Origin of the sequence: Thermococcus sp. GR6, assembly GCF_012027415.1 — an archaeon.
GTDB lineage: Archaea > Methanobacteriota_B > Thermococci > Thermococcales > Thermococcaceae > Thermococcus > Thermococcus onnurineus.
This window is the reverse complement of sequence record NZ_SNUM01000001.1, coordinates 133,959-158,823: the sequence shown is the minus strand read 5'-3', so window position 1 is coordinate 158,823 and position 24,865 is coordinate 133,959. Positions and strand designations below refer to the sequence as shown.

The following is a 24,865-nucleotide window of genomic DNA, read 5'->3' as shown; positions in this document are numbered from 1 at the left end:
TATACACGACGGTGATACCATGAAGAAGGCTGCAATAATAATGGCGGTGTTTGTTTTCTTTGGTGTTTTTGGATTTGCCATGGCCAGCGCTACAACAATTGGCGTCGACCTCTCCCACGGTGAAAGCGACAAGGGACTCGCTGTTCTGACCGACAGGGACGGCAACGTTCTCGCAGAGGGAATGGTCAAGGCCATCAGCGACGTTAACTGGGTCTATATTGGTGACCCGGCCCTTGCAGACACCCTCGGAATTCAGAACATCGGTGACAAGATAACCTACGACGCCATCAAGGATGTCGACTTCCTCATCCTCGGACAGCCGAGCCAGGCCTTCAGCCCGGACGAGATACAGGCCCTCGTCCAGTGGTGGAACGACGGCAACAGGATTCTCTGGGTGGCTGCGGACTCTGACTACGGTGACGGTCCGAACAGGATTGACTTCGCCGATACGGTTCTCGATGCCATCGGTGCCAACCTCAGAGTTGACCAAGCTTCAGTTGAGGACGCTACCAGCAACGCTGGAGCTGGCTACCGTGTCATTGGTCTTGTTAACCCCGATCCAGACACCCCGGAGAAGGACATGATAACCAAGGACCTCGCCAACGGCGGAAAGGTCCTCTTCCACGGCCCGGGCGTCGTTGCCTACGTTGACGACAGCGGCAACTGGAAGCCGCTCCCAGTCGGTGGTGGAATCGAGAACATCTACGTCATAGTTACCAGCAGCGATGACGGCCAGATTGTTGAGAACACCGACCCAGCAGCCAATGCCTACACCGCTGGTGACACCGGCAAGTTCCCGCTCATGGCAGTCCAGGTCTTCCCGGACAAGAAGAACGTCCTCATAGTCAGCGGCGAGACCCCCTACGGCGGCTATGAGCCGATGTGGGCTCCTGAGTACCACGGCGTCAAGCTTGACGGCCCGCAGTTCGTCACCAACTTCATCAAGTGGGCCATCTATGTCCAGCAGGAGCTCGGCAAAGAAACCGCAACCGAGACCAGTGAAACAACTGAGACCAGTGAAACCAGCACCGAGGGTGGAGAGACTGGCAGCACCTGCGGTCCAGCTGCCTTGGTTGGCCTCGCCCTTATACCGCTTGTCCTCTACAAGAGGAGGAAGTGAATTTTTCTTCCCTTTCCTTTGTCTTTTGAACCATTAATTTTTTATTGACTTTGAGCAACTTCAACCGATTGAGCATGAACAGGTGATAAACCATGAGGAAGTGGGCATCAATCGGCCTTATTTTACTCCTCGCCCTTAGTGTCGTCGCGAGCGGTTGTATTAGCGGAGAAAATTCCACTGGAACCAATGGCGAGGGAATAACCTTGGTCATCGTAACAAGACACGACGCGACAATCCAGTACATGGTAAAGCAGGTCTTTCTCCAGAGTGATATAGCCAAACAGTATAACATCGTTGATCTCAAGTTCATCAAGGTTCCAGAAAGCCTTTGGCCAAGCTACATCGAGAAAGGTGCCGATGTCGGCTGGGGCGGAGGTCCAACGCTCTTTGACGACCTCTACAAAGCCAACTACCTTGCACCTATAACTGACGAGAAGATCCTTAACCTTCTTGGAAACCCAATTCCAACTGAACTGGCAGGAATGCCAATGATCAGGAAGGACGATAACGGTAATGTCTACTGGATAGCCGCAGCACTCTCGTCCTTTGGTTTCACTGTCAACAAGAAGCAACTTGAGAAGTGGAACCTCAAACTGCCCGAGAAATGGGAAGACATAGCGAGCGAGGATTGGGCCCTTAATCCACCACAGTACGGTATAGCTGACCCAACGAGGAGTACCTCGAACACGAGGATATACCAGATTATACTCCAAGCCTTCGGCTGGGAAGAGGGCTGGCGTATCATGACCCTCATAGCGGCCAACTCTAAGGTTTACATGGCCAGCGACGCTGTCAGAGACGCGGTCATCAACGGTGAGATAGCGGCCGGAAACACCATTGACTTCTACGGTTACACCGCCATGCAGCAGAACCCAGACTGTGTTTATGTCGTTCCGAAGGGAGAGAGCATTATCAACGGTGACCCAATAGCCCTCCTCAAGAACGCCCAGCACCCTGAGGCAGCTCAGGCCTTTATATACTGGGTCCTCACTGAGGGCCAAGCAGTCTGGATGAGCCCAGACGTCAACAGGCTTCCAATTAACCCACAGATCTTTGATATGGAGATAACCGACATTTACGCCAAGGTCATATTCAAAGGAGAAAACGCGGGTAAGACCTACGGGGAGGCTAGACCAGCCCTCAAAAAAGCCTACGATGATGCTGTCAACGCTCAGGGAATACCATTCGACGACAAGAGGGCTCTCGAAACCATAAGTGCCCTCCAGTACTACTTCAAGGCCACCCTTGTTGACCCCAATCAGCAACTACACAATGCATGGATTGCCATAGTCACCGCGTACAAGGAAGGCAAAATAACCGAAGATCAGTTCAAGCAACTCAAGGACGAACTCACCGCTCCAATACAGTTCAAAGACCCAGAGACGGGCAAGGTGGTCACCTTTACCGAAGAGTACGCCAAGAGCATAAATGACAAGATTGTCAAGGACAGGAACTTCCAGGACCAGCTCGTGCAGGAGTGGCGCCAGGCAGCCATAGCCAAGTACAACAAGGTGCTTGAAGATCTGCAGAAGATTACTGGCTAATTTTAACATTTTTCTGAAAAATTCTCCTTTTTCTCTTGTCAGTTTTCAATGTATCTAGTCAACAAGTTTTTGGAAATGTTTAAATAGACCCCACAAAGACATCTCAGAAGCTATGGGAGTAGAAACAGAACGGGAGGTCGATAACCAATGAAAGTTAGCAAATGGAGCGAGAGACTCTTTGGGACTCCAATATTTGACCCAGTTGTTACTGCGTCTTTCCTATTTCCACTCCTGTATTTGGTAGCGTTTCTCATAATACCAGTGCTGGCAATGTTGGCAGTGGCCTTTCAGTATAACGGGCAGTTCTCACTGCACTGGTTTACAAGTATACTAACTTCCGACTACTACATTAGCTTCCGCCCGGAGGGAGAATTCTACAGGCTCATAACCATGCCAAACGGTGAGCAGGTTTACTACATTCAAGGCTGGGACTTTGGTGTCATACTGAACTCAATACTAGTTTCAATAAGCGTCATGATTCTTACGACGATTCTAGGAACGGTCTTTGCTTTCGTCATGGCCCGTTATGACTTCCCTGGCAAGAACATTGTTAGAATCCTGCTCTTCGTTCCGCTGCTCGTCACACCCTTCGTCAACGTCTTCATTGTCAAGAAGATGTTTCTTCCCACTGGACTCATCAACTGGATCTTTTATGACATCCTCCACATATTCCCACATCCAATATGGATTGACGGTCTCGTCGGCGTTATTGTTGCACAGACCTTAACTTACTATCCGATAGTATACCTCAACGCCTATGCAAGCTTTATCAACATCGATCCAACACTTGAAGAGCAGGCAGAGAACCTGGGAAGCGGAGGAGTCCACCTGTTCAGGACGGTTACCTTCCCGTTGGCCCTGCCAGGAATAGCAGCGGGAGCAACCCTCGTTGGAATATTCAGCCTAGAAGATCTGGCGGCACCGATTGTCTTCCAGGGCAATGGTCTCGCGAGAAAACTCATGTCTTTCCAAATCTACAGTGCCTTTACAAGCGGATTCAACGTTGGTAGCCCGCAGCTCGCCGCACTGGCTCTCATGATGCTTCTTATTGCCGTCCTAATGTTCTTAGGAATAAGGAAGTACGTCAGCATGCGTCAGTACGCGATGCTCAGCAAAGGTGGAAGATGGAAGCCACGAGTCGCCAAGCCCAAGTCTTGGCAGGCGTTCCTGATATACTTCGTTGTCCTTCCAATACTCTTCCTATCGATCTTCCCGCAGATTGGTGTGGTTCTCCTGGCTTTCAGTGAACAGTGGGGAGACGCCACTTGGCCAAGTGGATTTACTCTCAAGCATATACAAAGCATACTTACCCAGCCTGACATCGAGAGAGTCATCATAAACAGCGTGATGTATTCAACCGCTGCAATAGTTGTCATCATCCTGCTCTCGCTCACTGCCTCCTACGCTTCCAGCAGGTTCAAGAAGAGCAAGCTCGGACCGGTTCTCGACAGCCTCGCCACGATTCCGATAGCAGTTCCAGGTATCGTCATAGCCATGAGCTATTTCTTCTTCGCCAAAGTGTTCCCAGATACGCCGCTCGACCCCACCAACCTGCTCGGATTCAACCCAGCAATGGTGCTTATACTGGCCTACTCCATCAGGCGTCTGCCCTTCGCGGCACGTTCCATATCGGCAGGAATTCAACAGGTGCACGTTTCACTTGAGGAAGCAGCATTGAACCTTGGCGCCAGCAGATGGAAAGCACTTACTGGTATACTTATACCCCTGATACTCCTCAATCTGCTTGGTGGAGCTATGCTCAGCTTCGTCTACTGTATGAGCGAGACCAGTGTCGGCATTACCCTCGGTTCCATTAACCCGGACTACTATCCGATAACGGCAAGAATGGTCGAGCTCATAACTGGTTCCGTAGGTGGAGCTCATCTCACCGCGGCTCTTGGTGTCTTTCTTATGACTGTTCAGATAATAGCTATAGTCTTGGCCAACCTGATAACCAAGCAGAGGTACTCATTCATCGGTCTAACATGAGGTGGTTGAAATGGTTGATGTCAAGCTAGAAAACATTGTTAAGACCTTCGGAGAAACTGTGGCTCTCAAGGGAATAGACCTACACATCAAGGCGGGAGAGCTCTTTACCCTACTCGGACCGAGTGGCTGTGGAAAATCCACGACGCTGAGAATAATAGCCGGCTTGGACTTCCCGGACAGCGGAACGATACACTTCGGCGACGAAGAGGTCACCTACCTTCCATCAAGCAAACGCGGTGCAGTCCTAGTCTTCCAGAACTACGCCCTCTGGCCACATATGACCGTCTTTGACAATGTTGCCTATGGACTGAAGCTCAAGAAGCTTCCCAAAGAAGAGATACGGAAGAAGGTTATGTGGGCGCTCGAACTCGTTAAGCTCAGTGGCTTCGAGGATCGCTATCCCACCCAGCTCTCCGGTGGTCAGCAGCAGCGTGTCGCCATAGCAAGGGCTCTCGTTGTCGAGCCCAAGGTTCTCCTCCTTGACGAGCCGCTGAGCAACCTCGACGCCAAGCTCAGACTTGAAATGCGTTCGGAAATAAGACGCATACAGCGCGAACTGGGAATAACTGTCATCTACGTCACCCACGACCAGGAGGAGGCAATGGCAATAAGCGACAGGATTGCCGTCATGAACGTCGGAACCGTTGAACAGGTCGGGACACCAAAGGAGATATACGAGAGCCCCAAGACGGAGTTCGTCGCCAGCTTCATGGGCAAGACCAACGTCATTCCTGCCAAAGTCGTCGAGAGGAACGGAGACAGGGTCACCGTCGAGTTCGAGGGTATAAGGCTCGATGGCCTTTACTACACTGAGAAAAGCGACGACGTCGTTATAGTCATAAGGCCTGAGAGGATAAAGCTCAAGCCCGTCGAGAACGCGGTTTCATTCACAGGAACAGTAGACCTCATCGAGTACTACGGCTTCTTCGTCGAGGTCGTTGGCCTCTTCGGGGAGACAAGGATTATCTCAAGAACCATCAGCGACAAGGAAGTTGCTCATCTCAGACCGCTCCAGGAGGTTACATTCTACGTTGACAGGGACGATATAATAGTCCTTCCAAAGCAGCAGCTTTAAATTCTTTTTCTCCATTTCTCTTTGGTGGCCGGGATGCTCGAACTCTTTAACGAGGGGCAGGTTTACGAAGTTCTCTTGGTTACGCGCTCCAATGCCACCCCAGTAGGCGTAGTCAGAAAAGGGAAGACCCTTAACTTCAAGCTCTTTGGCGGAAGGAGTTCCGAGGAGCTGAAAGCCCACCCATACGCATCAATCCAGATAACGAATGACGTCGAGCTCTTGGTTAAGCTCGGACTGAACATTCCCGTGGAAGTCGAGTTTGTGGAGAAAAAGCCCTATCGCTGGATTAAGGGTCTTCCCGGTTTCTATGGAGAAGTTGAGTTAAGAGAAGACATCCACAAGGACGAGCTCGGAAAGATATCTGTTCTCAAGTGCTCTCTTAGACCGAATGGCGTTATAGAGAGCCCACTTCCTCCGCGGCCTATAAGCCGTGCCGATTACCTCCTCCTCGAAATGGCTGTTGATCTCACAAGGCTCTTCGTTGCCACAAGGGGCCTGAAAGTTGAAGCCGCAAGAAGACTCTACGAGAGGATATGGTTGAACTACCATATGTACAAACATCTCGGCGGAAATTCCGAGATTGCCGAGAAAATGATTGGGTGGGCAATCTCATCACTCAGATGGAACCCCTGAACTCCAAAACGCGACTTAGAAAGGGAAAACTTATAATTAAGTTTTTCCATGAATGTTTTGGTGATACCATGCTGGGCAGAAGAATAATAGCCCTGTTGATGGCTCTTTTCACCTTAGCAGCCATTCCAACGACGAGTGTTTGGGCAGCAACAACCACCAGCCTGGCTCCAGGAGACGTTCTTATAAAGCCCCTCCCCGGAGTTCCAGCCATTGGCCTCCCGGGAGACACCATTGAAATCTATCCTGTCGAAGGGGTTACAATCCAGAGCCTCCAGATAATCTCAATTCTACACGGACCTTACGACCTGCAGATACTGGGCACAGAGAATGGAATAGTCAAGGCTAAAATACCAGAGGACGCCGCTCCGGACGTCTACTTCCTTGTTGTCAAGAGCGACAAAGGTGAGGTAGCCATACCAAACGGAGTATGGGTCATGAAGGAGGCCCCTACAGTTCTCAGAATAGTCCATGGAAGTGACCTGCACGTCACGAGTGGTTCAAAGATGGGTTTTGTCTGCGGTGACTACTTCCAGAAGAGCATAACCGGAATACTTGAGTACTGCAAGAACCCCGTGGCACTTCACAGCTACACCGCCACCGACAGCTTCATGACTTACTATGGGATGGTTGGTCAGGACGGGGAGAACGTCATAAACATCATCCTCGCCACAGGTGACGATGTAGATACCAACGGTGACAGGGCAGGATACGAGCTCCTTGACAACACAATCCTCCACGCTACCGCTGCCGGAACACCCTTCATAGCCGTCAAGGGCAACCACGACCACCCGCCGACCTATTATACTAAGTATATTGGCCCACGATACTTCTATGAGGTCATTGGAGACTTCCTCATCATAGGTCTTGACAGCCGTGGTGAGGAGAGGCACCCCGAAATGGAGCAGCTTCAGTGGATGGAACAGGTTCTTAAGGAGCACCCGGACAAGATACCGATAGTCCTCGTCCACCACCCGTTCTGGTACATAAGCAGACTGAACGGAGGAGTCGTTGAGAACCTCACGGCCTTCGATGACAATGACTGGCAACAGATAAAGAAGCTCGCCAGCTGGGACTGGGTCGGAAGGAACGGCGAGTACGAGGACATTGCCAGGTACTTCCTCCAGATGGTTGAGAAATACAACGTCAGGCTCGTCCTCAGTGGACACATCCACAAGGACAAGCCCGTTCTCTACATAGACAAGGACGGTAACGAGCACTGGTTCTACGCCCTTACTACCACCGGTGCTCCCGACAAGACCAGCAATCCGCCCAGCCAGACGGATATAAACAGGGGCTATACCAAGCCCAGCTGGTACGGTTCCCAGATAATTTACGTCTATGACAATGGCACTGTTGAGTTCCCGTTCGTCAGCAACCTCTTTGACAAGGAGAAGCCCGTCTCACTCCCGGTTCCACAGAAGTTCATAGTCTTCAGACAGAATGGCGAAGAGGGAACCGCCGTCAAGTTCATCAATGAGCTTGGAAGGAGCATAAGCGGCCCGATCGTCCTCGAGGTACCTGCCGGTGCAAAGGTTGACCCGCAGGCCACCAACATAACCTACACCGTTCTCGGGGAAAGGGAAATAGGCGGAACATACTATATGCTCCTTAACGTTACCGTCCCCGAGGGAATCAGCCAGATAGCCGTGGTCAAAGAAGCCGACACCAAGGCACCGGAGGTCAACGTCGGCTACCTCTCGCCGAGCAAGCCCAAGCCGGGCAAGGCGTTTAAGGTCTACATCAGCGCCAGCGACAACGTCGGAATCAGAGACATGAAGGTCCAGATAATAAGTGACGGAAATGTCATTGCAGAGTATCCGGCGTTCTCGATGAAGCCAGCAGAAGTCTCAGCCACGTACTTCACGGAGGTTCCGGGTGTTGACTCTGAGAGCTTCACCATAAAGGTAATAGCCACCGACTTCTACGGCAACGTCGGTGAAACGACCTACACCGTCGGTGGAACCACTACATCAACCACGACCACAACTACCATCACAACTGAGACCACTGAAACTACTAGCACCGCTGCCACAGGCACCACCTGCGGTCCGGCTGTTCTCGTCGGGCTTGCACTAGTCCCACTCCTCCTCAGGAGGAGGAAGTGAGTTTCCCTCTTTTCTCTTTACATTACCTGACATTATTCTGGGGCCTTTCCAAGGGGAAGAGTTTTTAAACCATCCCCTGAACCCCACCATGGTGGTGAAGGTGAAGTTTAAGGGCAAAGCCTTTGGTAACATCGTGAGAATTGAATTTGAAATTCTCACCCTCGGCGAGCTTAAAATAGACGATCTGCGAGACTTTGATGTCGATTCAATTAAGATAGAGCTCAAACCGACGTCATCAGGTATAAAGGTCATAGGCATATGGGAAGGTACCGTTGATGAAGCCGGAGAGGGGATAAAGAAGGCTCTCGAGGAGAGCTACAAGCTCCGAGAGAGAATTCTCAACAGGATAAAAAGCAAAACTGAAGCCATAAGGAGCACTATGCGCCAGCTCGGTTTCAAGGAAGAAGTGGAGGGCTACGGCAGCGTCATCAAATTCATAAAGAAGGTCGGTTCCTACGAGATAGTCGTCGTTGCTTCGACCACTGACGACATGGTTCGCGTTGAAGTCTACGGGAACGACAAGAAGATAATAAGCCCGGAGATAGAGAGCATCTTCGAGGACGTTGAGGTCGAGGAGCTCGAGATATACGACTTCGAGGACACCAAGGAGGAGAGGCTCGTCATAAACCTGGAGATACCCAAGAACGAGGAGAAGCCAGAAAGGAAAATAGTGGAAGCCATCAGGATGATCGAAAATATGCTGATGGCCTGATCACTTGTACTTACCCTCCAACTGAATTTGCTTCAGCTTTGCTGTTATTCCCTTTATTGGGGCCGTATCCTCGCTGATTATTTTTCCTGTCCTAGTGTCGATCCTTGCGTAGTAGAATCTGTCTTTTCCTGAGAGCTTGATGTTGATGTAGCCCTTATCCTTGTGGTGGGTCACCCTCTCGGTCTTTGGCTCTTTTTCACCGTAAACTTTTCTGACGTGGTTGTGATACATTGCCTCTATTGCCATCTCCGTGAAGCGGACGTCCTGGCTAAGAACCTCCCCAGTAGCCCTGTGGAGCACGAGCTTTCCTACCTTCGTCCCACCAGTGAACTCAACATCCCAGTGTTCACGGAGTTTGATACCCTTAATGGCAGCCTCGGGGTCTACCTCCCTGACCTTTTCTCCCGCTATATTTTCGGCGAGCTCCCTTTTGAGCACCCTGTCTATCTCTTCGATGAGTTTTCCGTCCTTACTGACCCGTATTTTTACCTCGTGTCTGTCGTTCTCAGCGGTTATGGTGTATTCAGCTTCTGCCTCTTCAACGGCTGTTATCCCGAACTCCGGGTACTTCTCCGCCACTATCTCCTTTGCCCGCTCCGGCGTTATTTCGACGATGTAGTCGAGAACATCACCCGTCGCACCGTCAACTTTCACGACGGCCTTCCCATCGCCGCTTTCAAGGATCAGCTCAAGGTACTTGTGTTCCAGCACCCAGTAGGATTTAAGTTCGAGGTTCCCCAGAGGGAAGTTGTTCTCTATGACCTCCCTGGCATTCTTGTAGGCTTCCTCCGGTGAAGGCAGCCTTCTTACTTCAGTGTAGCTCCCTCTCGTAAGGTCAACCTCAACGACGGCTATGCCGTCTCCAAGGAGGATGTCAGCCACGGCAACCTTCTTACCCTTCTCCAGGTTCAGAACCTCCCCGTCGGGATATGCCCTTCTCAGAAGTTCATCGAGAGCCTCGTCGTTCATCAAAACCTCCACACCAAGCGGCTTGCCTGTGTAGCCGTTGAACGAGACTTCGAATGAAAACCTCTCGGTCCGTCCGGTGATCTTTACCTTTCCTTTGTCCCTCTTCAGGTCAAGCTCGACGGTCTTTTCTCCGGTCTGTTCACTGATTATTCCCCTCGCCTTCTCAAGGAAGTATTCATCGGAGAGCGGAGTTATGTGAAACTCGATCTCATTGTTCTCGAGGTTTACCACGGCCTTCGCGGTGTTTTCACCGACTTTAAGTTCGAGTTCTGCCATTTTGGGTATGTAGACCTTCTTCCTCTCGTGGATTACTATCTTCCCTTCTGGGATGTCCAGCTCCCGCGAGGCCCTTGATTTGAGTACGAGCACTGCCTCACTGGGGCTTATGGGGACCTCTATTTCTCTCTCGGTAGCCCGTATTATGGAGCGGTCGTCGAGAAGTGCCTTGGTTACTGGAACGCGGAGCTTCTTGTGTGAGGTTGCCCTCAGGACAATGTTTTCCGGCGAGAAGACAACGGCCTTATCCTTCTCCCCTCCCCCCTCAACGGACCAGGAGAATATATATGCACTCGAGAGGGTAACCGAAAGGGACCGGAGCTCAATCTCACCGGCCTTTATCGGATATATGGAAGAGGCGAAGGAAGCTACCCTTTTCATGAGTCCCTCTGCGGAGAAGTCATAGAGCAGCGGAGCGTCGAACTCAAACTCCTTGAGAGGGCTCTCTTTTTTCTGCTTCCTCTTTTGGGCCGCGGCCATCTCAACGAGCTCGGCCGGAGGTTCTATGGAGTAGTTGTGGAAAAGGGAAACAAGTTTCTCCCCGTCCCAGGGGATTATCCTTCCCCGGTACTCCCGGGATATGAGAACCTTGGCGTCCTTTGTGAAGCCGGTCGTCGAGATTAAGATTCCCTTGTCGGCCTTGTACTTGTCAACTAGATCTGCAAAAACGTTAACGTCGCGGGAAGCGGCCAATCCCTTACGATGGACGGCTATGACGAGCTTCTCGGTTCCAGAGATGGGGTCATCACGTATGGCCACGATGTCGATTCCCCAGTCTTTCCTGCTTGCGACCTTCTCGTAGTTCCTGAAGCCCATTCTCTTCAGTAGCTCAATGACGTTCTCGATAAGAGTTTCTTCCGGTGTGAGCCTTATTAGATCAAGGGTCCACGCCATCATTCTCACCCATAAGCGAAAATCTGTCACTAAAATCATTTGGAGGTCATTTTATAAATTTCTTTCCCCGGAATTCGTTATCACTGTAGGTGTTCAAAATAAGGTTTTTAACGAGATAACTTTAACATCTCCGCGGTGATGGAATGTTCAGACTCACAGACTTCACCTATCACGGCAAAACCGTCTTTCTGAGGGCTGACCTCAACTCACCGGTTAAAGATGGAAGGATAATCAGCGACGCTCGCTTCCGGGCTGTTTTGCCGACGATCCGGCACCTCCTGGACGAAGGTGCGAAACTCGTCATCGGAACCCATCAGAGCAAGCCATACAAAGGTGACTATATCACCACGGAGCAGCACGCCGAAATCCTGAGCAATCTTCTCGGCCAGGAGGTTGAGTACGTCGAGGACATCTTTGGAAAGTATGCGAGAGAGAGAATAAAGGCGCTAAAGCCGGGTGAAGCAATAATCCTCGAAAACCTGCGTTTTGCCGCCGAGGATGTCAAATACAAGCCCCTGGAGGAATGTGAGAGGACTCACTTCGTGAGAAAGCTTGCTCCGCTCTTAGATTACGTAGTTAACGATGCTTTCGCAGCCGCTCACAGAAGTCAGCCATCCCTCGTAGGATTAGCCCGATTGAAGCCGATGATAATGGGCTTTCTTATGGAGAAGGAAGTTGAAGCCCTCAGCAGGGCATATGAAACAAACGAAAAGCCGAGAATTTATGTCCTTGGTGGGGCCAAAGTTGACGACTCCCTCCGCGTGGCCGAGAACGTCCTCAGAAATGGAAGGGCAGACCTAATCCTCACGGGTGGATTGGTTGGCCACGTCTTTACGCTCGCCAAGGGCTTCCACCTCGGCGATGCCAACCTCGAGTTCATGGCTAAAAAGGGCCTTCTGGAGCTGGTCGACTGGGCAGAGAAGATACTCGATGAGTTCTATCCCTACGTGAGGACTCCAGTAGATTTTGCGGTCGATTACAAGGGCGAGCGGGTTGAGGTTGACCTCCTCAGCGACGAAAAGTGGCTCTTCGACGAGTATCCTATACTCGACATTGGCTCGAGAACTATCGAGAAGTACCGTGATGTCCTCATGAACGCGAGAGTCATTGTAGCAAACGGACCGATGGGCGTCTTTGAGCGGGAGGAGTTTGCCCTCGGAACGGTCGGGGTCTTCAGGGCGATTGGCGAGAGCCAGGCTTTCTCGGTTGTCGGCGGTGGACATTCAATAGCGAGCATCTACCAGTACAATATAACCGGCATAAGCCACGTGTCGACGGGCGGAGGGGCTATGCTGAGCTTCTTCTCCGGCGAGAAGCTTCCGGTTCTGGAGGCGTTCAGGATAAGCCACGAGAGGTTTAAGGACAAAATAGAAAGAGGATCTCAGTAGTTCATCAGCACTCCGAAGATAACGGCCACCCACCAGACCTCGAAGAAGGCGAAGCCCACTGTTGCCGTGCCCGTGGCAAGCCATGCCACGAAGATGGCGTAAGCCATAAGCGTCACAGCGACGTGAAGCTTCAGGAACGTCCTGTTCACTTTCCTATCCGACTTCATCCAGCCGGTGGGAAGAGGGAGCCAGTCAAAAAATGCTCCAATCAGGGCAAAGAGAGGCTGGTTGAAAAAGACTGTGGGAATAAAAATCAGGCCCGCAAGGGCCACGCAGAGCATGGTAAACTGCTGATTCTTCATACATCCGTCACCTCAGTCTATCGTCGCCTTCCTGAACTCGAGCGCCGCTATTCCGGCGAAGAGTGCTGCCAGACCAGCGAGCACGAGCCAGTCCGTCGCCAGCGAGAAGGTCGGCTCGACTCCAGCCAGATAATACCTCGAGCCGTCCACGGCGTAGGTCAGCGGGTTGACCTTTGAGAGCCACTGCATCCATTCAGGCATAGTGCTTATCGGATAGAACGCTCCGCTTAGGAAGGTCATCGGGAGCATTATCATGGTCACTATCATCTGGAAGCCTTCCATGCTGGTCATTTTGAGCGCTATTGCAACCCCCATTGCCGCTATCGCTATGCCGACGAGGAAGCTGAGTCCAAGGGCTGGAAGCACTCCCGAGACTTTGAGGTCCGCCAAGGTGAAACTGAGTGCGAGTATTATGACACCCTGTATCATGGCCATTATCGCACCGCCGGTGATCCTGCCGAGTATTGCCTCAGTCCTGCTCGCTGGAGCCACGAGTATCTCCTTGAGGAAGCCAAACTGCTTGTCCCAGATGAGGGTTATGCCCTGCATGAAGCTCATGTTGAAGACCGTCATGGCAATGATTCCTGGCACTAGGTAGGTCATGTAGTCGACGCCGCCGAATATCGGCGCGGCCATCGGATTGTTGAAGACACCGCTCCAGCCCTTGCCGAAGAATATCAGCCAGATTAGCGGGTTGATGAGACTACCTATAACCCTCGCGCGGGAGCGTAAAAACCTTTTCAGCTCGCGATAAATCATGGTGGTGAAAACCCTCATGCTATCACCTCCTCATACGGGCTTTCATTATCATCCTTGCAACGTTCTGCTCGCCACCTTCGTCACGTATCTCCCTTCCGGTCAGGTGCAAGAAGACGTCGTTCAGCGTTGGTCTATGATAGGTAACTTCCAGAATCTTAACGCCGCTCTCTCTGGCAAGTTCGAAGAGCCTCGGCAGTGCCTCGGAGGCGTTCTCAACGTCAAGCCTGACTCTTCCGTCTGGCAAAAGCTTGCAGCCCTTGATGAAGCCCGCCTTTATGCACTTGAGGCTCTCTTTTGGACTCTCCAGTTTGAGGTAAATGATGTCGTTGCCTACGAGTTTCTTCAGTTCCTCTGCCGTGCCTTCGGCGATTATCTTGCCGTGATCCATAATGGCTATTCTATCTGCCAGCTGCTCCGCCTCGTCCATGTAGTGAGTTGTGAGGAATATCGTCATGTTGTGTTCCTCTTTCATAGCCTTGATGTACTCCCAGATGTGGGCCCTCGTCTGAGGGTCTAAGCCGATTGTCGGCTCATCGAGGAACAGTACCTCGGGCTCGTGGAGGAGCGAGCGCGCTATTTCAAGCCTCCTCTGCATTCCACCCGAGAAGAACTTAACCGGCCTGTCTTTGAAATCCCAGAGTTCAACAAACTTTAGGAGCGTCTCTATCTTCTCCTTGAGCTCGTTTCCACTCAGACCGTAAATCCTGCCGTGGATGAACATGTTTTCATAAGCGGTCAGCTCTCTGTCAAGGCTCGGGTCCTGGAAGACAATGCCTATCTTTTTGCGAACCTCTATAGATTCCTTCACGACATCGTGGCCGGCAACGATAGCATTTCCGGCCGTTGGCTTGAGGAGCGTCGTGAGGACGTGAACGGTAGTGGTTTTTCCGGCGCCGTTGGGGCCTAAGAAGGCAAATATCTCGCCCCGCTTCACGTTAAAAGATATACCTTTAACTGCCTCAAAATCACCGTACTTCTTGACAAGATTCTCAACCTCAATAGCATTCATTTCATTCACCCTCCAGAAGGATCCGTCTTATTCTACGCGCAAATTCCCGGAAGGTGCCTCTGAGCTCCTCCCTTTGCTCGTCCGTGAGATCTTCAATCGATCTGAATAGTTCCCTGAATGCTTCCTTGAGCTCGTCTCCACCGAGTTCAAGGAATGTTCTGTAGGCGTGCATCCTCTTCTTGACTTCTTCCAGCTCTTCTTCATGTTCTTCAAGATACCTTAGACCCTTTTCCGTCACGACGTAGTTTTTCTTCTCCCTATCTCCGGTTTCAGCGACCTCGATGAGGCCATTCTTTCTGAGGGAAGCAAGGATGGGGTAAACGGTCCCTGCGCTGAGTTTTATGCCGTATCGTTCCTCCAGTTCTATCATTATGCCATAGCCGTGTTTCGGCTCCTTCAGCAGGTCAAGGATCAGTATCTTCATGTAGCCCCTGAAATTGGGTCTTTCCACATACATCACCCAACATATCGAACGATATATCGTTTAAAAAGATTCTGGTTCGGAATCCTTATTACTCGCGAGGTAAAAGCATCCAAGGGTGGGAATATGAGGCTTGTCCTGAAGCCCCTTTTTGAGGCAGAACTTCCGGCCGGCTTCGAGGAGATAGTGAGGGAAAAGCTAGCCGGGAAAGAGGTAAGAACCAACGAGGAAGTCGAGATAGACCTGCTCGGAAAGCCTCTTCGCTTCAAAGTTCTGCTTGCGGAGCCCTCACCGATGAAGGTCGCGAGGAGCACGAGGGTGGAGTTCTCGACTGGAGAAGTTAGGATCATCGACTTCGAATTCGACGACCCTATTAGAGATGTAATTTCCTTCGAGAAGGGCTTCGTCGTGGTGTTTCCTAATAAGGTTCTAATCCTGAACCATAATGGACAAAAGATTTATAGTGATGAGTTCGAGGAACTTAACAAAGTTAGCGTTTCCAAAGAAACGGTGGTGATAGTGCATGGCAAAAACAAACTCAGGTTCGTTAAGCCTTGATGGCTTCACCTTCCAAGAGAACTGGGAGGAAAAGAAAAAGAGAGCGGAAAAGATAGTCGAAATCCTGATGAAAACCCATCCGAGGGAGAAGCTCCTCATCGGCGACCCCTACAGGACGTTAATCCACTGCATAATCTCCCAGCGCATGCGCGACGAGGTCACCTACAAGGTCTGGGAAAAACTGTTTGAGAAGTACGGGGACATCGAAACTATCGCGAGAACACCTGTAAATGAGATGCAGGCCTTTCTGAAGGAGAACGGCGTCGGCCTCTGGAAAACAAAGGGCGAATGGATTGTTAAGGCCTCCCAGATAATCCTCAAGGAGTACGGCGGAAAGGTTCCGGACGATATTCACGAGCTTATGAAACTGCCGGGAATAGGCAGAAAGTGCGCCAACATTGTCTTGGCTTATGGCTTCGGGAGACAGGCGATACCGGTTGACACCCATGTAAACAGGATAAGCAAACGCCTGGGCCTGGCTCCTCCTAGAGTTCAGCCAGAAAGAGTCGAGGACTACCTGAGGGAGCTCATCCCAAGAGAGAAGTGGATATACGTTAACCACGCCATGGTCGACCACGGAAAGACTATATGCAGGCCGATTAAACCGAGATGCGACGAGTGCCCGCTGAGGGAGCTGTGTCCCTATTCAAAGGGGCTTGTGACGGACGGAGATATAAAGGGGAGCTCGAAGAAGTAGTCACTCCTCTTCCTCCACCTCTTCCCCGGCGAGCTTCCTGAGCTTGTCCAAGTCCGAGCCAACGGCTATGAGCACGTCACCCTCCTTTATGATGTCATCTCTGCCGGGATTGTAGATGTAGCGAGTTCCGCGCTTTATGGCCAGAATCCTCGTTCCAATCTTGCTCGGGAGCTTAAGCTGTTTCAGGGTCTTGCCGTGCAGAATGGAGCCTTTCCTTACGGTAACCCTCCCCAGCTCTTCCTCGGTGTCCTCCATTATCTTCTTGATTATTGGGTGGGGCTCGACGTCTCTAAGAACAAGATCGGAGATCTTATAAGCGGCATCCGAAATCTGCTCATTTATCTCCGCCATGTCTATGACGCTGAGGAGCTTTAACGGGTCATCCTCATTCTTGGCCAGCATCAGGGCCAGCTTCTTGACTTTCAGGGTAAGCTCGTCCATGCGCTCCTCTAGGAGGTAGACCTCCTCCGCTATGTCCTCGCTGTTGTACATGACCGACGAGAAAGCGAGGTCAACCATGAGCGATGAGAGGTCTTTCATCTCTATAAGGCAGTTTCTAATCTCTTCGAGTTCATTCATTGCCCATCACCTTTATGTTGCCCCTCGCTATCTCCTTGAGGTACTCAATTGAGGTGTTAGTGCCTCTGCCTATGAGTATATCGCCAGGGAATATCTTGAAGTCCCCGTCTGGATCGAATATCCAGCGCTTTCCGCGTCTAACTGCTATTATCCACACACCAGTATTTGTTGAAAGGTCTAGCTCTTCTAAGGTCTTACCAACGAGAATGGAATCTGCTGAGACGTAGATTTTACCTATTATCTCCTCGCTGCCTAAGATGGCCTCGGTGATAACTGGGTGAAGCTCAACTCCCTCGAGAACCATCTTCGCCAAATCCGCCGCCGCGTTGGACATGTCATCGATAGCATGTGCCATGTGAAGTATTGACGTTATCTGCTCCGCCTCCCTCGGGTTTCGAGCGGCAAGAACAGCATGCACCATCAGGTGGTAGTTGAGTAAGTCAAGATACTCCTCAAGCTCGAGAACTTCCTCGGCTATCTCCTCCTCCCCGAAGAGAACGGAGGAGTAGGCGAGATCAACCATCAGCTCGGCGGTGTTCTTCATCTCAACAAAGATGTCCTTAACGTTCTTGGGAACCTCGATTTCGTCCCACTCTTCCACCCGGCTCTCACCGATAGGGGAAATTGAAGGGAATCTTATTTAGTTTTCGGCCGCGAAAAGTTTAATACCACCAGAGGTCAATGTTTAGGGGGTGAAGGGCGTGGAGAGTGATACCAGTGACGGCTCAAGAGCTCGGAGAAAAGGTGAAGCAGGCTTACAGGGTCTCACTACCCTCGTTAGTCGTCTCTCTGATAATCGGCTTCTTCGGAGGCACCTTTCTCGGTAAGTACTTGGAGAAGATTAGCCGCGATTATCCCGGCCTGCTCGTTATTCTGCCGGGTATGATGGGCCTCCGCGGCAACGTTTTTGGCTCGATGGCCTCGCGCTTCTCCACAATGCTTTACCTCGGTGACCTCGAGCCCTCGCTCAGGGAAAAGAAGGTTCTCAAGAACATTGTCATAGCGATGCTCCTCTCTCTAATCCCTGTAACAATTCTCTGGGCAATAGGTGTCATTCAGGGGATAAGGTACCACGCCCTCCAGATTCTCCTCATCGTTGTGAGCTCGACCATACTCGTCTCTCTCATCCTCGGCTACTTTACGGCTTTCGTCACCATATTTGCCTTCAGGAAGGAGGTTGACCCCGACAGCATGGCCGCCCCGCTCGTTGCCTCGATGGGTGACCTGCTCACCATTCCAGCATTGATAGCTTTTATACTTCTCCTTGAGACCTCGAAGGAGACCTTCTGGGGGAGCAACCTCATCCTAATTTTGCTCTTCCTCCTCCTGCTGGCAATCTCCCGTGTGAGAAAGGCCGAGATAGTCGAATTCAAGGAGCTCTTCACGATAATAACAGCTTTAGCTCTGCTCTCACTCATCTCGGGCTTCACACTCCAAAGGTTCAGCGACCTGATAGGGGCCTCTATAATCCTCGGCTTTGCCTATCCTTCAATCCTCAGCTCCTTTGGAAACTACGGCTCAATAATAGCGGCGAAAACCTCAACCGCACTCCACCTCGGTGAGATTGACGGCTACCTCTCCAAGGAGCCATTCATGGAGATACTCGCACTCTTCCTCACAACGCCAATTGTTGGGGTCCTGATAAACGTCTTTGGTGCGGGAATAGCCCACTTCATCGCGGGAGCCGAGCCAAGAATAGTTTACGAACTGACCCTCAGCTATCCACTCATGGCACTTTTCATAATGCTCTACTCGTATACAATCTCCTACTTCCTCTTCCAGAAGAACATCGATCCAGACAACGTAGCGATACCTCTCATTTCGAACAACAGCGACATATTCGGCACGATATACGTCGTGATAATAGCAAAGCTTATGGTAGGTGGTTGAGTTGATTGGCCTATCCATGACGGCCTTTTCGGGAAAGAGCATAAAGGACTTCAAGGAATGGGCCGGGAAAACACAAAAGCTTGGCTTTGACTTCATAGAACTCCTGAGCGAGTGGCCGCACTATTTGACGAAAGCGAGCTACAGGGATTTCGCAGAGATCGTTGAGGGCTATGGGATGAAGATAACCGTCCACGCTCCCTTCAGTGACATCAACATCGGTGCGTTCAACGAAAAGATACGGAGAGCCGCACTGGAGGTTCTGCGCGAGACGATAGAGGTCGCCGCTGAAATGAACGCCTTGGTGGTCACCATTCACCCCGGCCACTGCTCTCCACTCAGCATAAAGCACCGGGAGAAATACCTTGAGATACACAGGAAATCGCTCAGAAAGATTGCCGCATGGAGCGAAGAGTTCGGCATAAAGGTCGGCCTCGAGAACATGCCACGCTTTCCCATTCTGGACGCCCAGAGCTGCGAAAGACTCGCAGAGCTGGTAGAGGACATTGATATTGGAGTTACTCTCGACGTCGGCCATCTAAACACCACGACAAGGAACTTTGACCGCTTCATCCAGCTTCTTGGAAACAGAATCGTGCACCTCCACCTCCACGACAACCGCGGCGATAAGGACGAGCATCTCCCGTTAGGAGAGGGAACCGTTCCCTGGGCCCAGGTCATCCCCAAACTTCCAAAGGTGACATGGTCTCTTGAGGTAGGGGGCATAGAATCGGCGAGAAAAAGCCTCGAATTTCTGAGGAGTCTGCATTGATGGACTTTTCAGTTCACTGGAGCCCAATTTTTACAAAACGCAACTCTTTTATACATTTGAAATGAAGTTTTTGCGAGAAGCAGTTTCTGGTGGAGGGATACCAATGGAAGCAAAGATAGTAGAGGAAATGAGACCCTTCTTCGACCCAAGGGCGGTCGCTATCATTGGCGCAACCAACAAGAAAGGTAAAGTTGGAAACGTCATCTTTGAGAACTTCAAAATGAACAAGGAGCGCGGTATCTTCAAAGGCAACATCTACCCGGTAAACCCAAAGCTCGATGAAATAGATGGTTACAAGGTCTACAAGAGCGTTGAGGAGCTCCCTGATGACACTGATTTAGCAGTCATCTCGATTCCTGCCCCGTTCGTTCCGGACACGATGAGACAGATAGCAAAGAAGGGCATAAAGGCAGTAATCATCATCACCGGTGGTTTCGGTGAGCTCGGCGAGGAAGGAAAGAAGCTCGAGCGCGAAATTCTTGAAATAGCCAGAGAGAACGGCATAAGGATCATCGGTCCGAACTGTGTTGGTGTTTACGTGCCGGATACCGGTGTTGACACGGTTTTCCTGCCTGAGAACAAAATGGACAGACCCAAGAGCGGACCAATTGCATTCGTCAGCCAGAGCGGTGCTTTCGCGGCAGCCATGCTCGACTGGGCAGCCATGGCGGACATAGGCATAGGCAAGATGGTCAGCTACGGCAACAAGCTCGACGTCGACGATGCGGACCTCATGGATTACTTTATCCACGACGATAGCATAAACGTCGTCACCTTCTACATCGAGGGCGTGAAGGACGGAAGGAAGTTCATGGAAGCCGCCAAGAGGATAACCAGGGTCAAGCCGGTCATAGCCCTCAAGAGCGGAAGAACCGAGTACGGAGCCAAGGCAGCTTCATCTCACACCGGTTCCCTTGCTGGAGCGGACACTATCTACGACGCAGTCTTCAAGCAGACGGGTGTAATCCGTGCTGAGGACTTCGAGCACATGTTTGATCTTGCGAAGGCCTTCGCAGCTCTGAAGGACAAACTTCCGAAGGGCAACAGGATAGGAATCATCACCGATGGCGGTGGAGCCGGGGTAATGGCGAGCGATGCCGTTGCCAAGTTCGGCCTCAAGATGGCCGAGCTGAGCGAAGAAACACTCAAGTTCCTCAAAGAAAACTTCCCGCCGCACGCTGTCGCTGGCAACCCGACAGACGTTGTCGGCGACACCGACGCCGAGAGGTATAGGATCGCCATAGAGGGCTTCGTCAATGACCCGAACGTCGATGCTATACTCGTCATCGTGCTCTTCCAAGTGCCGCTCCTCGAGGAGGAGAAGATAATTGACATCCTTGCGGAGTACCAGAAGAAGAGCGACAAGCCCATCGTTGCCGTTGCCATGGGTGGTAAGAAGACCGATTACTACGCTAGAATCCTAGAGGAGAAGGGAGTCCCGGTCTATCCAACCCCCGAGAGGGGAGTAAGGGCCTTGGCAGGCCTTGTCAAATATGCTGAATATCTGAGGAGGGGCGACTGAGCCCCTCATTCACTTTCCCGGTGGTGGTATCATGAAGGAGGAAGCCCTTAAAGTTATCGAAGAGGTTTTGAAGTCCGGGAGGACTGCACTCGTTGAATACGAGGCTAAACAGGTCCTCAAGGCCTACGGCCTTCCCGTTCCGGAGGAAAAGCTTGCCAAGACCCTTGACGAGGCACTCAAATATGCTGAGGAGATTGGCTATCCAGTTGCCATGAAGCTGATGTCTCCTCAGATACTCCACAAGAGCGACGCGAAGGTTGTTCTCCTTAACATAAAGACCCCCGAGGAGCTCAAGGAGAAGTGGGAGATCATCCACGAAAACGCGAGGAAGTACCGGCCAGATGCTGAGATACTCGGCGTCCTGATTGCTCCGATGCTCAAGCCTGGAAGGGAGATCATCATAGGCGTTACCGAAGATCCGCAATTCGGCCACGCTATAATGTTTGGTCTCGGTGGAATCTTCGTCGAGGTTCTCAAGGACGTCACCTTCAGGCTGGTGCCGATTACCGAAAATGACGCCAGGAAGATGATCAGGGAAATCAAGAGCTATCCGATTCTTGCCGGAGCGCGCGGAGAAGAACCAGCGGACATCGATGCAATAGTTAATCTCCTTCTCAAGGTCAGCCAGCTCGTCGACGAGCTTAGGGAATACATCAAAGAGATGGATCTCAACCCGGTCTTCGTCTACGAGCAGGGCAAAGGTGCCGTGGTAGTTGACGCAAGGATAATCCTCAAAGAACCCGTAGAGAAGAAGTAAATAAGTCCCGCGTACTGAGAAAGGCCGCTTGATTAGACTTTTTCTTTCTCAACTTTTTCTGATTCTTCACCTGCGACCTCCTGGATGTATCCCAGAATATCATGCAGTATGAAAAAGCTCACCGTGGCATCAACAGCGGACCATATGTTGCCTGCTATCAGGAACAGCAACGCGAAGAAGAACTCTATTGCAGCGTAGATAAGGGCGATTTTTATGGCGGTCCGGTTCTCCTGCGTGAGGCCGTATGCGAGAGCCATGCTCAGCAGGCCGAAGACTAGGTAAACTACTGAACCGAAGGAGTAGGCATAATACAGAAGCAGAAAGCCGTTGAGGAAAAGAAGGTAGGTGGCGAGGGTTAACCTTTTCATGTGATCCCCAGGTAACCCTCAAATATCTCCACGTATTTAAATCCATCGTCCGGAAAGATCAGGACGTATGTTTTCTCACCGAATTCGCTGGAGACTTTTTCGTACGCTTTGACCACTGCTCCAGAGCTGAGTCCTATCAAGAGACCGTCTCTGCGTGCCACGCTGAGGGCACCCTCAATGGCTTCGTTCCGTGTTATCTCCACGACCCTGTCTATGTCTACCTGGAAGTACCACTTGGGCTTTGTTTCAAGGCGCTTTATGCCGGGGATCTTCTCACCCTTCGCCGGGACGACGCCCACAACGGTTGTGTCGTAGCGCTCCTTGAAGTACTTTGCCAGACCTGCTATGTGGCCCGAAGTACCTATGCCCGCTATCACAACGTCGGGCTTTTTGCCAATGCTCTTCAGCTGCTCGTCTATCTCCCTGGCGGTAAAGCGGTAGTGGGCCTCGAAGTTGTCGTCGTTCTCGAACTGGTTGAGGTTAGCTGCTCCGGCCTTCCTCGCTTCTTCGACGACGTACTGAACCATGGCAGGGTCTATGGTCTCGAATTCAGTCATGACGACATCCGCACCGAGTACTCTGAGCAGAACCTGGGTGGCCTTTGGTGTCGGCTTTGGCAGGTATGCCCTGAACTCAATACCGAGAACGTTGCTGAGGGCAGCCAGAGAAATCCCGACGTTGCCGGAAGTTGCCTCAAAAAGCCTCCTGGTGCCATTGATGTCCCCGCGCTCGATGGCCTTCATAAGCATGTTAAAAACGGCCCTGTCCTTAATGCTCCTGCTGAAGGGGTTAAAGAACTCTAACTTGGCAAAATACATCCCCCCTCTCGGTGGAAAGCCTAACAAGGGGGGTCGGCTTGTACTTTTCGAACAGCTCCAGTGTGTTGTTAAACACGTTCATTTGCAATCACCATAAAGGGCTCCGATAAAGCCTTTAAAAGCTTTCCTAAAACGAACAGTTATGGACAGAATTGGGTAATGAATCTGCGTTTTAAATACTTTGGACATAACTCCAACAGTTGTATATTGTCCAATGCAAGTTTTAATCCCAGTATTTTGCGGGCGAAAGTGTTATATACAACTTTTGATAATTATGATTGATAACCTCTTTGGGGGGGGCGAATGCGAAAGTGGGTAACGATGCTCCTCCTTGGGCTTCTCCTCCTGGGCGGCTTTCAGACCGTCCAAGCGGAAGCAACACAAACCACCAACCAAGTCCAGGCAACCTGTCAGGACTGCTCCTGCATCGACGTTAACGTCCTTCTAAATAATCTCACAGCGAACATCACAAACCTGACTAACACCATTAAACAGAAGAAATCAGAACTCAAAACTCTTTATGAGGAATGGAGCGCTACTAAAAACACAAGCGTTCTCTTCGAAATCGTGAAGCTAAAAGATGAGATCAGACTCCTCACCAACGAGCTGAAGTACCTCGAACGTCAAAAGCTCAGCCTCCAACTCGTCCAGAACTACACTGTGGAAACTTCTTACGGGAGAAAAGTTCTGAACTACAAACTACCCCCAGAGAGCACCATCGTCCAAGAGCACATTAAAAAGGTCCATCCAGTAAGAACTGACGTGGACTTGGAATGGTTCATAGCCTACTACAGGCAGGCGGCGGAGCTGACGTTCACAGAGGTCGTTCAAACAGACATGCGGATGAGAGAACTGCTTAAGAAAGTCAAAGCCGGGAACTACACTGAAGAGACCATCGAGGAGATTTTCACCCTGCTGGACAGGAGAAAAAAACTCTGGGAAGAAATCTACAAATTCGCAAAAGAGAAAGAAAAACTACAAACCCTGCAAACACTCAAAGAAACCGGACAAAAGCAGACACTAATCGCAAGCACCACCGGATTAGAACCGCTAGCAATTCACTTCGGAGGAATTGCGGAAGGGTATAACTGTGGGTTATGTTCCGAACCTGCCCCTGCACTACCTGGAGTATATAGCCAGTATGATGCTGATCAGGCGCCTTACGTTCGATATCTATACTTCTCTCCAGCAGCAGTTTGGGTAGGAATATACGAAAGCTCAACTCCGAACAGGGCAACATTTTGGGGAGATTACTGTACTTATGACTTCCCTGATACGGGAACGGACTTTAAAAAATACTGGGATCAAGCAGTATGGTTACATCCAACTCTTCCATATATTGGCGGATCAATTCAAATTAAACTTTTCTATAGTGGATCTGCGTACAATCCTGAGACACTTAGCTACCAAGAGAGCAACATAATCTGGCAGGTTGAGTGCAACAATGGAGGTTGTTGGGTTGTCACAAACTACCTAAAACCTCTTCAGGATCCGGATGTTACTCATTATAATGGATTCTACAAACTGTACCTTAACACACCCTATCTAGTGTGTTGTGGTGGAGGAGACGTAGGAAGTACCTGCAGATGGGCAAATAGGCATTGTGGAGGATGCTTTGCACCAGACAGCGCGAGATCTCAAAACTTTGCAATCTGTACTAGAGAAGAATACGGAAACCAATGTGGATGGGACTGGGTAATAAGGTGGTAAA

General features: G+C 50.9%; 24 protein-coding genes. 15 read left to right on the top strand and 9 right to left on the bottom strand.

Going from position 1 to position 24,865, the window contains the following annotated elements; translation table 11 throughout:
- The first annotated feature begins 19 nt into the window (after positions 1 to 19).
- The 7 genes from E3E32_RS00935 to E3E32_RS00905 all read left to right on the top strand — a co-directional run bounded on the left by E3E32_RS00935 (position 20) and on the right by E3E32_RS00905 (position 9,178).
- Positions 20 to 1,120: a CGP-CTERM sorting domain-containing protein gene (locus tag E3E32_RS00935; protein WP_167729804.1), complete on the top strand. Its 1,101-nt coding sequence runs from the start codon at positions 20 to 22 to the stop codon at positions 1,118 to 1,120.
- 92 nt (positions 1,121 to 1,212) lie between these two features.
- On the top strand, positions 1,213 to 2,664 hold the full coding sequence (locus E3E32_RS00930; protein WP_167729803.1) for an ABC transporter substrate-binding protein: 1,452 nt from the start codon (positions 1,213 to 1,215) through the stop codon (positions 2,662 to 2,664).
- A gap of 147 nt (positions 2,665 to 2,811) precedes the next feature.
- Positions 2,812 to 4,653: an iron ABC transporter permease gene (locus tag E3E32_RS00925; RefSeq protein ID WP_167729802.1), complete on the top strand. Its 1,842-nt coding sequence runs from the start codon at positions 2,812 to 2,814 to the stop codon at positions 4,651 to 4,653.
- Between the two features lie 10 nt (positions 4,654 to 4,663).
- On the top strand, positions 4,664 to 5,728 hold the full coding sequence (locus E3E32_RS00920; protein ID WP_167729801.1) for an ABC transporter ATP-binding protein: 1,065 nt from the start codon (positions 4,664 to 4,666) through the stop codon (positions 5,726 to 5,728).
- Between the two features lie 33 nt (positions 5,729 to 5,761).
- A complete protein-coding gene (locus E3E32_RS00915) occupies positions 5,762 to 6,361 on the top strand; it encodes a DUF447 domain-containing protein (RefSeq protein WP_167729800.1) in 600 nt (199 codons plus the stop codon).
- Positions 6,362 to 6,429: 68 nt separating this feature from the next.
- The gene (locus E3E32_RS00910) at positions 6,430 to 8,466 is read left to right on the top strand and encodes a metallophosphoesterase (RefSeq protein WP_167729799.1); all 2,037 of its coding nucleotides are present in this window, start codon (positions 6,430 to 6,432) and stop codon (positions 8,464 to 8,466) included.
- An 88-nt stretch (positions 8,467 to 8,554) separates the two neighbouring features.
- Positions 8,555 to 9,178 carry a hypothetical protein gene (locus E3E32_RS00905; protein ID WP_167729798.1) on the top strand — a complete coding sequence of 208 codons (624 nt, stop codon included), beginning with the start codon at positions 8,555 to 8,557 and terminating at the stop codon, positions 9,176 to 9,178.
- Here the strand turns inward: E3E32_RS00905 and E3E32_RS00900 are convergent, their stop codons facing one another.
- Positions 9,179 to 11,317, bottom strand: coding sequence for a restriction endonuclease (locus tag E3E32_RS00900; RefSeq protein WP_167729797.1), 2,139 nt, complete (start codon positions 11,315 to 11,317; stop codon positions 9,179 to 9,181).
- Positions 11,318 to 11,460: 143 nt separating this feature from the next.
- Here E3E32_RS00900 and E3E32_RS00895 point away from each other — a divergent pair, with 143 nt between their 5' ends.
- Complete coding sequence (locus E3E32_RS00895) at positions 11,461 to 12,705, top strand: phosphoglycerate kinase (RefSeq protein ID WP_167729796.1); 1,245 nt, start codon at positions 11,461 to 11,463, stop codon at positions 12,703 to 12,705.
- Here the strand turns inward: E3E32_RS00895 and E3E32_RS00890 are convergent.
- From E3E32_RS00890 to E3E32_RS00875, 4 genes are read right to left on the bottom strand one after another with little or no spacing between them, the layout of a single operon-like run.
- Complete coding sequence (locus tag E3E32_RS00890; RefSeq protein WP_167729795.1) at positions 12,699 to 13,007, bottom strand: hypothetical protein; 309 nt, start codon at positions 13,005 to 13,007, stop codon at positions 12,699 to 12,701. The genes E3E32_RS00895 and E3E32_RS00890 overlap by 7 nt on opposite strands.
- Before the next feature lie 12 nt (positions 13,008 to 13,019).
- A complete protein-coding gene (locus tag E3E32_RS00885; protein WP_167729794.1) occupies positions 13,020 to 13,784 on the bottom strand; it encodes an ABC transporter permease in 765 nt (254 codons plus the stop codon).
- A 4-nt stretch (positions 13,785 to 13,788) separates the two neighbouring features.
- Positions 13,789 to 14,775, bottom strand: coding sequence for an ATP-binding cassette domain-containing protein (locus tag E3E32_RS00880; protein ID WP_167729793.1), 987 nt, complete (start codon positions 14,773 to 14,775; stop codon positions 13,789 to 13,791).
- Position 14,776: 1 nt separating this feature from the next.
- Positions 14,777 to 15,226: a PadR family transcriptional regulator gene (locus E3E32_RS00875; RefSeq protein WP_167730857.1), complete on the bottom strand. Its 450-nt coding sequence runs from the start codon at positions 15,224 to 15,226 to the stop codon at positions 14,777 to 14,779.
- Between the two features lie 96 nt (positions 15,227 to 15,322).
- Between E3E32_RS00875 and E3E32_RS00870 the strand changes: the two genes are divergently transcribed.
- Positions 15,323 to 15,754, top strand: a complete 432-nt coding sequence (locus E3E32_RS00870; protein ID WP_012571955.1) for an ATPase — start codon at positions 15,323 to 15,325, stop codon at positions 15,752 to 15,754.
- On the top strand, positions 15,720 to 16,451 hold the full coding sequence (gene nth, locus E3E32_RS00865; protein WP_167729792.1) for an endonuclease III: 732 nt from the start codon (positions 15,720 to 15,722) through the stop codon (positions 16,449 to 16,451). Before E3E32_RS00870 ends, nth begins: the two co-directional genes overlap by 35 nt.
- Here the strand turns inward: nth and E3E32_RS00860 are convergent, their stop codons facing one another.
- Together E3E32_RS00860 and E3E32_RS00855 are read right to left on the bottom strand one after the other, a co-directional pair.
- Positions 16,452 to 17,030, bottom strand: coding sequence for a potassium channel family protein (locus E3E32_RS00860; RefSeq protein ID WP_167729791.1), 579 nt, complete (start codon positions 17,028 to 17,030; stop codon positions 16,452 to 16,454). It abuts the gene before it with no gap.
- Positions 17,023 to 17,631, bottom strand: a complete 609-nt coding sequence (locus E3E32_RS00855) for a potassium channel family protein (protein ID WP_167729790.1) — start codon at positions 17,629 to 17,631, stop codon at positions 17,023 to 17,025. The genes E3E32_RS00860 and E3E32_RS00855 overlap by 8 nt, the downstream gene beginning before the upstream one ends.
- 107 nt (positions 17,632 to 17,738) lie before the next feature.
- Here E3E32_RS00855 and E3E32_RS00850 point away from each other — a divergent pair, with 107 nt between their 5' ends.
- The 4 genes from E3E32_RS00850 (at position 17,739) to E3E32_RS00835 (ending at position 21,968) form a co-directional block, all read left to right on the top strand.
- Entirely contained in the window at positions 17,739 to 18,920 is a 1,182-nt protein-coding gene (locus tag E3E32_RS00850; protein WP_370456343.1) for a magnesium transporter, read from the top strand.
- Positions 18,913 to 19,689 carry a sugar phosphate isomerase/epimerase family protein gene (locus tag E3E32_RS00845; protein WP_370456342.1) on the top strand — a complete coding sequence of 259 codons (777 nt, stop codon included), beginning with the start codon at positions 18,913 to 18,915 and terminating at the stop codon, positions 19,687 to 19,689. The genes E3E32_RS00850 and E3E32_RS00845 overlap by 8 nt, the downstream gene beginning before the upstream one ends.
- Before the next feature lie 103 nt (positions 19,690 to 19,792).
- Positions 19,793 to 21,211, top strand: a complete 1,419-nt coding sequence (locus E3E32_RS00840; RefSeq protein ID WP_167729789.1) for an acetate--CoA ligase family protein — start codon at positions 19,793 to 19,795, stop codon at positions 21,209 to 21,211.
- 31 nt (positions 21,212 to 21,242) lie between these two features.
- Positions 21,243 to 21,968, top strand: a complete 726-nt coding sequence (locus tag E3E32_RS00835; RefSeq protein ID WP_167729788.1) for an acetate--CoA ligase family protein — start codon at positions 21,243 to 21,245, stop codon at positions 21,966 to 21,968.
- Between the two features lie 32 nt (positions 21,969 to 22,000).
- Here E3E32_RS00835 and E3E32_RS00830 read toward each other — a convergent pair whose 3' ends face one another.
- Both E3E32_RS00830 and E3E32_RS00825 read right to left on the bottom strand, forming a co-directional pair.
- Positions 22,001 to 22,336: a hypothetical protein gene (locus tag E3E32_RS00830; protein ID WP_167729787.1), complete on the bottom strand. Its 336-nt coding sequence runs from the start codon at positions 22,334 to 22,336 to the stop codon at positions 22,001 to 22,003.
- Positions 22,333 to 23,154: a cysteine synthase family protein gene (locus E3E32_RS00825; RefSeq protein WP_167729786.1), complete on the bottom strand. Its 822-nt coding sequence runs from the start codon at positions 23,152 to 23,154 to the stop codon at positions 22,333 to 22,335. The genes E3E32_RS00830 and E3E32_RS00825 overlap by 4 nt, the downstream gene beginning before the upstream one ends.
- 303 nt (positions 23,155 to 23,457) lie before the next feature.
- Here E3E32_RS00825 and E3E32_RS00820 point away from each other — a divergent pair, with 303 nt between their 5' ends.
- Positions 23,458 to 24,864: a hypothetical protein gene (locus tag E3E32_RS00820; RefSeq protein ID WP_167729785.1), complete on the top strand. Its 1,407-nt coding sequence runs from the start codon at positions 23,458 to 23,460 to the stop codon at positions 24,862 to 24,864.
- Position 24,865: the final 1 nt, after the last annotated feature.